Source organism: Micromonospora sp. DT228 (genome assembly GCF_049841595.1).
Taxonomy (GTDB): domain Bacteria; phylum Actinomycetota; class Actinomycetes; order Mycobacteriales; family Micromonosporaceae; genus Micromonospora.
In genome coordinates this window covers 1-763 of the sequence record NZ_JBNCKO010000055.1, presented here as the reverse complement: position 1 = coordinate 763, position 763 = coordinate 1, and the positions used below count along the sequence as shown (strand labels likewise).

At 68.9% G+C, this 763-nt stretch carries 1 pseudogene; it reads left to right on the top strand.

Annotation, left to right across the window (positions count from 1 at the left end):
• Nucleotides 1-763 (top strand): annotated as a pseudogene (locus tag ACLQ29_RS35375) (DEAD/DEAH box helicase family protein); the annotation flags it as partial.

The following is a 763-nucleotide window of genomic DNA, read 5'->3' as shown; positions in this document are numbered from 1 at the left end:
CCACATGCTGGAGCAGTTCACCCGCGAGTTCCTGCAGATCTACCCCCGGGCCCGGCTACTGGCCGCCGGCCGCGACGACATGAGCACCGACCGGCGGCGTCGGTTCGTCGCCCGCTGCGCCACCGGCGACTGGGACGCGATCATCATGGCCGCCTCGTTCTTCGAGCGGCTGTCGCTATCCCCTGACGAGCAGCGCCGCTTCCTCGATGAGGAGCTGCAGGAGCTGCGCGACAAGATCGTCCGCGCCGGTGAGCAGGCCATCGCCAACGGCGAGGACGCCAAGCGCTCCAGCAGCGTCAAGCGCCTGCAGAAGGCGCTGCTGCGCAAGGAGGAGCGGGTCAAGGAGAAGCTCGACAAGGCCCGCGACCCGGGCGTCACGTTCGAGCAGACCGGCATCGACTACGTCTATCGCGACGAGCTGCACGAGCTGAAGAACGACACCATCACCAGCTCCATCCCCGACGCCGGCAACGACGGCAGCGACCGCGCAGTGGACTTCCGGATGAAGCTGTCCTACCTGCGCCGCCAGCGCGGCCAGCGAGTGGTGTGCGGGGCCACCGCCACCCCCATCGCCAACAGCGTCCGGGAGCTGTACGTCGTGACCCGCCAGCTCCGACCCGACCTCCTGCAAGCCACCGCAACCACCGACTTCGACACCTGGGCGGCCACCTTCGCCAAGGTCGTCACCGCCATCGAGGTGTCCCCAACCGGGCAGGGCTTCCAGATGCGCGCCCGGCTGGCCAAGTACGCCAACGTGCCCGAG